This is a genomic window from Kitasatospora sp. NPDC048296 (genome assembly GCF_043201815.1).
Classification (GTDB): Bacteria; Actinomycetota; Actinomycetes; order Streptomycetales; family Streptomycetaceae; genus Kitasatospora.
This window is the reverse complement of sequence record NZ_JBICZB010000133.1, coordinates 1-9741: the sequence shown is the minus strand read 5'-3', so window position 1 is coordinate 9741 and position 9741 is coordinate 1. Positions and strand designations below refer to the sequence as shown.

General features: G+C 75.0%; 1 protein-coding gene and 1 pseudogene. Both read left to right on the top strand.

Annotated elements, in window-relative coordinates:
- Positions 1 to 2780, top strand: a 2780-nt coding sequence (locus ACGF12_RS37365) for a type I polyketide synthase (protein ID WP_393040733.1), incomplete at its 5' end; no start/stop codon positions are given.
- 70 nt (positions 2781 to 2850) lie between these two features.
- A pseudogene (locus tag ACGF12_RS37360) lies at positions 2851 to 9741 on the top strand (type I polyketide synthase); the annotation flags it as partial.

The window sequence follows — 9741 nt, the reverse complement described above, 5'->3', positions numbered from 1 at the left end:
AGGGCCGGGCGGATCATCCGATGCTGGGCGCGGTGGTGCGTCTGCCGCACTCCGACGGCCTGGTCTTCACCTCCCGCCTCTCCCTGCGCACCCACCCCTGGCTGGCCGACCACGCCGTCGGCGGCGTCGTCCTCCTCCCCGGAACCGCCCTGGTGGAGCTGGCCGTGCGCGCCGGTGACGAGGTGGCCACCGGGGTGCTGGAGGAACTGCTGACCGAGGCCCCGCTTCTCGTCCCCGAGCAGGGCGGCGTCCGGCTCCAGGTCGCCGTCGGCGGCCCGGACGAGCACGGCGCGCGGACCGTGGACGTCTACTCCACCCGTGAGGACGATGCGGACACCGGCGGCGCCGAGGTCTGGACCCGCCACGCCACCGGCCGGCTCGTCACCGAACCCACCGCGCAGCCCGCAGCGTTCGACTTCGCCGCCTGGCCCCCGCCCGGTGCCCAGCGGATCGAGCTGGACGGGATCCGCGCGGACCTGGCGGCGCGCGGTCACGAGCACGGTCCGGCGTTCCAGGGCCTGCGCGCGGCCTGGCAGCGCGGTGAGGAGCTGTTCGCCGAGGTGGCTCTGCCCGAGGAGCAGCGCGACAGCGCTGACCGGTTCGGCATTCACCCCGCCCTGCTCGCCGCCGCTCTGCACCCCGCCCTGCTGCCGGCCACCGGCAGTGCGGAGGACGGGGCGTGGCAGTCGGCCGGATGGCACGGCCTGGCCCTGCACGCTGCCGGTGGGACTGCTCTGCGGGTGCGGATCGGCCGGACGGCGGAGGCGGGCACGTTCTCGCTGACCGCCGCCGACGAGACCGGCGCGCCGGTGCTGACCGCCGAGGCGGTCACCCTCCGCCCGCTCCCCTCCGCCGAGTTGGCGGCGCTCGCGGGCGGCGCGGGCGACGGCGGACTCGGGCTGCTCCGGGTCGACTGGCTGCCGCTGCCCCAGCCGCCGCTGACGACGGGCGGCGCCGCTCACCGGGTGGCCGTCTCGACCCCTGAGCAGCTGTCGACTCTGGCGGCCGGTCCGGAGGTTCCGCAGGTCGTGGCGCTGGACGCCACCGAGGGCCAGGACGGTTCGACGGGTGTGCCGGCCCTGGTGTCGCGGGTCCTGGCGATGGTTCAGGCCTGGCTCGCCGAGGAGGCCCTGGAGGACGCCCGGTTGCTGGTGGTCACCCGCGGCGCGGTGCCCGCGGGCGGCGACACCGCGCTGACCGACCCGGTCGGTGCCGCCGTCTGGGGCCTGGTCCGGGCCGCCCAGGCGGAGCACCCCGAGCGGATCGTGCTTCTCGACCTGGACGCCGCCACGGCCGTCGGGTCCGCCGTCCTCGACCTGCCGCTGCTGGATGCGGTGCTCGCGAGCGGCGAGCCGCAGGTCGCGGTGGCCGGCGGAACTGCCCTGACCGTCCCCCGCCTGGTCCGAACCCGGCAACCCGCCACCGCCGAGCCCGAGCTGCTCCCGCTCGGCGCCGCCGACGGCACGGTGCTGATCACCGGTGGCATCGGGGCACTGGGCGCCCTGACGGCCCGCCATCTGGTCGAGGCCCACGGCGTCCGGCACCTGGTGCTGGCCGGCCGGCGCGGTCCGGACGCGGAGGGCGCGGCGGAACTGGTCGCCGAACTGGCCGAGCGGGGCGCCGAGGTGTCGGTGGTGGCCTGCGACGTCACCGACCGGGAGGCGGTCGCCGCCCTGCTGACCGCAGTCGGGGCCGAGCACCCGCTGACCGCCGTCGTGCACGCCGCCCGGGTCTTCGACGCGGGCGTGATCGGGGAGTTGGATGAGGACCGGCTCGCCCGGGTCTTTGCGCCGAAGCTCACGGCCGTCCGCCACCTGGACCAGCTCACCCGCGAACTGGCCCCCGAGCTGCGGGCGTTCGTGCTGATGTCATCCGCCTCCTCGGTCTTCCTGGGTGCGGGCACCGGCGCCTACGCGGCGGCCAACGCCTACCTGGACGCCGTCGCCCACCGCCGCCGGGCCGCCGGCCTGCCCGCCGTGTCGCTGGCCTGGAGCCTGTGGGCGCCGACCGCCGACGCGAGGGAGCAGGCCGACCCCGACCGCACCGGCCGGCGCGGCGGCGTGGAGCCGCTGACGGCGGCCGAGGGCATGGCGCTCTTCGACGCGGCGCTCACCGACGGCGCGGCCCTGCTGGTGCCGGCCAGGCTGGACCTGCGGTCGCTGCGCACGGCCGCCGCGCTCGGCGGGGGAGTACCGCCGCTGCTGCGCGGCCTGGTCCGTCCGGGCCGGCAGCGCGCCCGCGCGGGCGCGGGCGACGGCGGCGGGCTGGCCGCCCGGCTGGCCGGGCTCTCCGAACCGGACCAGCGGGCGCTGCTGCTCGACCTGGTGCGCAATCAGGTGGCCATCGTGCTCGGCCACACCGCGCCCGAGCAGGTACGGCCGGAGACGGCGTTCAAGGAGATCGGCTTCGACTCGCTGACCTCGGTCGAGTTGCGCAACCGCCTCCGCTCGGCCACCGGCCTGCCGCTGCCGGCCACGCTGGTCTTCGACTACCCGGCGCCGCTCCCGCTCGCCGGATACCTGTACGACCGGCTCGACCCGGCGGCGGAGAGTGCCACCGGCACCAACCCCCTGCTGGCCGAACTGAGCCGGCTCGAGGCCCTGCTGGCCGGGGCCCCGGCCGACGACACCACGCGGGCCCAGGTGACCACCCGGTTGCAGAGCCTGCTCAGCGCCTGGTCGACCGCGACCGGCGCACAGACCGCCGAGGAGGAGCGCGACTTCGACAACGCCTCCGACGACGAACTCTTCGACCTGATCGACACGGAGTTCGGCAACTAGCCACCGACGTCCCCGATCTACCGACCCCAGCCGCTGACCCGACGCCGCAGCCCATAGGAGCCGAACCTCGATGGCGGAAGAAAGCAAGCTTCGCGACTACCTCAAGCGCGTCCTCGCCGAGGCGCGCCGCTCCCAGCAGCGCGTGCTGGAGCTTGAGGCCGAGAAGTCGGAGCCGATCGCGATCGTGGGCATGGCGTGCCGTCTGCCGGGTGGCGTGGCCGGCCCGGACGACCTGTGGCGGCTGGTCGCCGAGGGCGGCGACGGTGTCTCCGGTTTCCCGACCGACCGGGGTTGGGACCTGGAGAGCCTGTTCGACGAGGACCCGGAGCAGAGCGGCAAGTCGTACGTGAACCGGGGCGGGTTCCTGCACGAGGCCGGGCTGTTCGACGCCGGGTTCTTCGGGATCTCGCCGCGCGAGGCGGTGGCGATGGACCCGCAGCAGCGGCTGCTGCTGGAGACCTCCTGGGAGGCGCTGGAGTCGGCCGGGGTCGACGCCACCGGTCTGAAGGGCGCGGACGTCGGCGTCTTCGTCGGCGTGATCAACGAGGGCTACGCGACCGGCGGTTCGATCCCCCCGGAGCTGGAGGGCTTCACCGGCACCGGCACCACGGGCAGCGTGGCGTCCGGCCGGATCTCCTACGTGTTCGGGTTCGAGGGCCCGGCGGTGACGGTCGACACGGCCTGCTCCTCCTCGCTGGTGGCGATGCACCTGGCGGCCCAGGCGCTGCGGCGCGGTGAGTGCTCGCTGGCGCTGGCCGGCGGCGCCACCGTGATGGCCGGACCCGGGATGTTCATGGAGTTCTCCCGGCAGCGGGCGCTCGCGGCGGACGGCCGCTGCAAGTCCTACGCCGACGCGGCCGACGGCACCGGCTGGGCCGAGGGCGCCGGAATGGTGCTGCTGGAGCGGCTCTCGGAGGCGCGGCGCAACGGCCACCGGGTGCTCGCGGTGATCCGGGGTTCGGCCGTCAACCAGGACGGCGCCTCCAACGGGCTGACCGCGCCCAACGGGCCCTCGCAGCAGCGGGTGATCCGCAAGGCCCTGGCCGAGGCCGGCCTGACCGCGGCCGACGTGGACGTGGTCGAGGGCCACGGCACGGGCACCGTGCTGGGCGACCCGATCGAGGCGCAGGCGCTGCTCGCCACCTACGGCCAGGACCGGCAACGGCCGCTCTGGCTCGGTTCGTTGAAGTCGAACATCGGTCACACCCAGGCCGCGGCGGGTGTGGCGGGTGTGATCAAGATGGTGCAGGCGATGCGGCACGGCGTGCTGCCCGCAACCCTGCACGTGGACGCGCCGTCCGCGCAGGTGGACTGGACAGCGGGTGCGGTGCGGCTGCTGACGGAGGCTCAGGAGTGGTCGGCCGTCGGTCGGCCGCGTCGGGCGGGCGTCTCTTCGTTCGGCGTCAGCGGGACCAATGCGCACCTGGTGCTGGAGGAGCCGCCGGCCGCAGAGGTCGCGGAGCCCGAGGCTCCCGAGTCGGACGGTGGTGTGCTGCCGCTGGTGGTGTCGGCGAAGAGCGCGGCATCACTGGCGGGCCAGGCGGAGCGGTTGGCGGCCTTTTTCGAGGCGGACGAGGTCTCGTTGGCGAACGCTGCCGGGGCGTTGGTGGCCGGGCGTGCGGTGCTGGGTGAGCGTGCGGTGGTGGTGGCGGGGTCGCGGGAGGAGGCGCTGGCCGGGCTGGGTGCGCTGGCGCGGGGCGAGTCGCACCCGGGTGTGGTGAGCGGCGGGGCGGGCGCGGTGGGCAAGACCGCGTTCGTGTTCCCGGGGCAGGGTTCGCAGTGGGTCGGTATGGGTCGTGAACTGCTGGACTCCTCACCGGTGTTCGCGGAGCGGGTCGCGGAGTGTGCGGCGGCGTTGGCGCCGTGGATCGACTGGTCGCTGATCGAGGTGCTGCGCGGCGATGCTCCGGCGGAGTTGCTGGAGCGGGTGGACGTCGTGCAGCCGGCGAGCTTCGCGGTGATGGTGGGCCTGGCGGCGGTGTGGGCGTCGGTGGGTGTGGTGCCGGATGCGGTGGTGGGCCACTCGCAGGGCGAGATCGCGGCGGCCCACGTGGCCGGGGCGCTGTCCCTGGCGGACGCTGCGCGGGTGGTGGCGGTGCGGAGTCAGGTGATCGCCCGTGGGTTGGCGGGTCGTGGCGGCATGGCCTCGGTCGCCTTGGCGGAGGAGCAGCTGACCGAGCGGCTGGAGCGCTGGGGTGGCCGGGTGGAGATCGCGGCCGTGAACAGCCCGTCCTCGGTGGTGGTGGCCGGTGACGCCGAGGCGCTGGACGAACTGGTCGAGGCCTGGAGCGCCGAGGGTGTCCGGGTGCGCCGGATCGCGGTGGACTATGCCTCGCACACCCGCCATGTCGAGCTGGTGGAGCAGGAGTTGGGCGAGGCGCTGGCGGGGGTTGCCGCTGCGGTGCCGCAGGTGCCGTTCTTCTCCACCCTGCTCGGCGAGTGGGTCCGGGACGCCGGTGTGCTGGACGGCGACTACTGGTACCGCAACCTGCGCGGCCGGGTCGGATTCGGCGCTGCGATAGCGGAGCTGGCGGCCCAGGGGTACGGGGTGTTCGTGGAGTCCAGTGCCCACCCGGTGCTGGTGCAGCCGGTCAGCGAGGTCGCGGACGGAATCGACGGAACGTCGGTCGTCGTCTCCGGCACGTTGCGCCGCGAGGACGGTGGACTGCGCCGGCTGCTGGCCTCGATCGCCGAACTGTTCGTGCGCGGCGTCGCGGTCGACTGGTCGGCCGTCCTGCCGACCGCCGGCCACGTCGACCTGCCCACGTACGCCTTCGAGCACCGCCACTACTGGCTGCAGACCACCCCGGCGACCGATGCCGCCTCGCTCGGCCAGGCCGCGGCCGACCACCCGCTGATCGGCGCCGTCGTTCCCGTGCCGGAGACCGGCGGCCTGCTCTGCACCTCCCGCCTCTCGCTGCGCAGCCACCCCTGGCTGGCCGACCACGCGGTCGGCGGTGTGCTGCTCGCGCCCGCCTCCGCGCTCGTGGAGGTGGCCGTGCGCGCCGGTGACGAGGTCGGCTGCGGCACCCTCGAAGAGCTGGTGATCGAGGCCCCGCTCGTCCTGCCCGAGCAGGGCGGCGTCCGGGTCCAGGTCGCCATCGGGGGAGCGGACGCCAACGGCACCCGCACCGTCGCCGTCTACTCCTCGCGCGAAGACAGCGGTGCCGATGCCTGGACCCGGCACGCCACCGGCACCCTCGCCGCGACGGCCGAGGCCGCGACCCCGGACTTCGACTTCACCGCCTGGCCGCCTGCCGGTGCCCAGCGGGTCGAGCCGGACGGCCTGTACGCCGAGCTCGCCGACCTGGGCCACGCGTACGGCCCGGTCTTCCAGGGCGTCCAGGTGCTGTGGCGCCGCGCCGACGAGGTCTTCGTCGAGCTCGCCGTACCGGGGGAGGACCGCGAGGAGCCCAGCCGGTTCGGCGTTCACCCGGCCCTGCTGGACGCCCTCCTGCATCCCGCACTGCTGGACGGCGACGCCGACGGCGCGGGCCACCGGCAGCCGCTCGCCTGGCGGGGACTGGCGCTCCACGCGATCGGCGCGACCACCCTGCGGGCCCGGATCGCGCCGCTCCCCGAGGACCGCGCGGCCCGCTCCTTCGAGGCGGTCGACCAGTTCGGCGGCCTGGTGCTGACGGCGGACGCCGTGGAGCTGCGGCCGCTGACGGCCGATCAGCTGCGGACCGGCGCGGCCTCGCCGACCGGGGACGCGCTCTTCCGGGTCGAGTGGACCGCCCTGCCTGCAGCCGGGGACCGGGCGGCGGTCCTGCCGTCCTGGGCCGAGCTGTCCAGCGCGGACGAGGTCCTGGCCCTGGCCGAGGGTGCGGAACTGCCCACCGCCGTCCTGCTGCGCGCCGAGGCCGGCGCCGCCGACACCGCGCTGGACCTGACCAACCGGGTCCTGGCGGCGGTGCAGGCCTGGCTGGCCGCCCCGGGCCTGGACGCGGCCACGCTGGTGGTCGTCACCCGGGGCGCGGTGGGCGCCGGAGCCGACGGCGCCGTCACCGACCCGGCGGGCGGCGCGGTGTGGGGGCTGATCCGGGCCGCGCAGACCGAGAACCCGGACCGGATCGTGCTGCTCGACCTGGACCCGGACGCCGCACCCGGCAGCACCGCTGACGGTGCGTCGGCCGACCCGGAGCTGGGCGGCGTGCTCGGTGCGGTGCTCGCCGCCGCAGAGCCCGAGACGGCTCTGCGGGGTACGGCCCTGACGATCCCGCGCCTCGCCCGCGCCGCCGCGCCGGCCGACAGTGGACCGGCGGTCCTGGACCCCGACGGCACGGTGCTGATGACCGGCGGCACCGGCTCGCTGGCCGGCATCCTGGCCCGCCACCTGGTCGCGAACCACGGCGTCCGGCACCTGCTGCTGGCCAGCCGGCGCGGCCGCACCGCCGACGGAGCGGAGGAACTGGTCGCCGAGCTGACCGGACTCGGCGCGGCGACGGTCACCGTCGAGTCCTGCGACGTGACGGACCGGGACGCGGTGGCCGCCCTGCTGGCCGGGATCCCGGCCGCGCACCCGCTGACCGCAGTGGTGCACACCGCGGGCATCGCCGACGCGGGCGTGATCGGCACGCTGGACCCGGCACGGGTGGCGCAGGTGTTTGCGCCCAAGGTCACCGCGGTCGGCCACCTGGACCGGTTGACCCGCGAACTGGCCCCGGAGCTACGGGCGTTCGTCGTCTTCTCGTCCGTTTCCTCGGTCTTCCTCGGCGCAGGCACCGGCAGCTATGCGGCGGCCAACGCCTATCTGGACGCCGTCGCCCACCAGCGCCGAGCGGCCGGTCTGCCCGCCACCTCGCTGGCCTGGGGGCTCTGGGAGCAGACCGCCGGCGGCATGGCGGCCGGCATGGACGAGCTCACCCGTAGCCGGATGAACCGGCGCGGTGGCGTGCTGCCGATGACGCCCGCCGAGGGCATGGCACTCTTCGACGCGGCACTGCGGACCGGAGAGCCGCTACTCGTCCCGGCCAAGCTCGATCTGCGCGCGCTGCGCGCCGACGCCGCGGCCGGCCGGGGCATCCCGACCCTGCTGCGCGGCCTGGTGCACGCCGGACGGCGGATCGCCCGGGCGGCCACCGGGGAGAGCGGCAGCGGCCTCGCCGCCCGGCTGGCCGGGCTCGCGGCCGAGGAGCGGGAGGCGCTGCTGCTCAACCTGGTCCGCGCGCACGCGGCCACTGTGCTCGGCCACCCCGGCCCGGAGAGCATCCGGACCGAGACCGCCTTCCGGGACTCCGGCTTCGACTCGCTCACCTCGGTCGAGCTGCGCAACCGGCTGCGCGAGGCGACGGGCCTCAAGCTGGCCGCGACGGTGGTCTTCGACTACCCGAGTCCGCAGGCCTTCGCCGGCTACCTGCTCGGTGAGCTGAGCGGCGCGATGGGCGCGACCCAGGAGCTGAGTGGGCCGCTTCCGGTCGTCACTGTGGACGAGCCGATCGCGATCGTCGGCATGGCGTGTCGTCTGCCGGGCGGGGTGGCGAGCCCGGAGGACCTGTGGCGGCTGGTGATCGAGGGGCGGGACGCGATGTCCGGCTTCCCGACCGACCGGGGCTGGGAGGTGCAGGACCTGTTCGATGCCGACCCGGACAAGGCCGGCACCTCGTACGTCAACCAGGGCGGATTCCTCTACGAGGCAGCCCAGTTCGACGCCGGATTCTTCGGGATCTCGCCGCGCGAGGCGCTGGCGATGGACCCGCAGCAGCGGCTGCTCCTGGAGACCTCCTGGGAGGCGTTGGAGCGGGCCGGCATCGACCCGAGCAAGGCGAAGGGCACGGACGGCGGCGTCTTCTTCGGAGTCATGGGCCAGGGGTACGGGGCGGGCGGTGCTGTGCCCGCCGAGCTGGAGGGCTTCACCGGCACCGGCGGCATGGGCAGCGTGGCCTCCGGCCGGGTCTCGTACGTGCTCGGGTTCGAGGGCCCGGCGGTGACCGTGGACACGGCGTGCTCCTCCTCGCTGGTGGCGATGCACCTGGCCGCCCAGGCGCTGCGCCAGGGCGAGTGCTCGTTCGCCTTGGCAGGCGGTGCGACCGTGATGGCCACGCCGGGGACCTTCGTCGAGTTCTCCCGGCAGCGCGGCCTGGCGGTCGACGGCCGGTGCAAGTCGTACGCGGACGCCGCCGACGGCACGGGGTGGGCCGAGGGCGCGGGTGTGGTGGTGCTGGAGCGGCTCTCCGAGGCGCTGCGGAACGGCCACAAGGTACTGGCGGTGGTGCGGGGCTCGGCCGTCAACCAGGACGGTGCGTCGAACGGCCTCACCGCGCCGAGCGGTCTGGCACAGCAGCGGGTGATCCGGCGGGCGCTGGCCAACGCAGGCCTCACGACGGTGGATGTGGATGTGGTGGAGGGTCATGGCACCGGTACGGTGCTGGGTGACCCGATCGAGGCGCAGGCGCTGCTCGCGACCTACGGGCAGCAGCGGGAGGCTGAACGGCCTTTGTGGCTGGGGTCGTTGAAGTCGAACATCGGTCACACCCAGATGGCGGCCGGTGTGGCGGGTGTGATCAAGATGGTGCAGGCGTTGCAGCACGGTGTGCTGCCGCCGACCCTGCACGTGGATGCGCCGTCCTCGCAGGTGGACTGGACGGCCGGCTCGGTGGAGCTGCTGACCGTGGCGCGGGAGTGGCCCGAGAGCGACCGCCCGCGCCGGGCGGGCATCTCCGGGTTCGGTGTGAGCGGGACCAACGCGCACCTGATCCTGGAGCAGGCGCCGGAGGTCGAGGCGGTGGAGGCTCCCGAGGCGGACGGTGGTGTGTTGCCGCTGGTGGTGTCGGCGAAGAGCGCGGCCTCGCTGACGGGTCAGGCGGAGCGGCTGGCTTCGTTCCTGGCGGCGGGTGAGGTCGCGCTGCCTCGGGTGGCGGGTGCGCTGCTGTCCGGGCGTGCGGTGTTGGGTGAGCGTGCGGTGGTGGTCGCCGGGACGCGCGAGGAGGCGATCGCCGGTCTTCGGGGGATCGCTGACGGT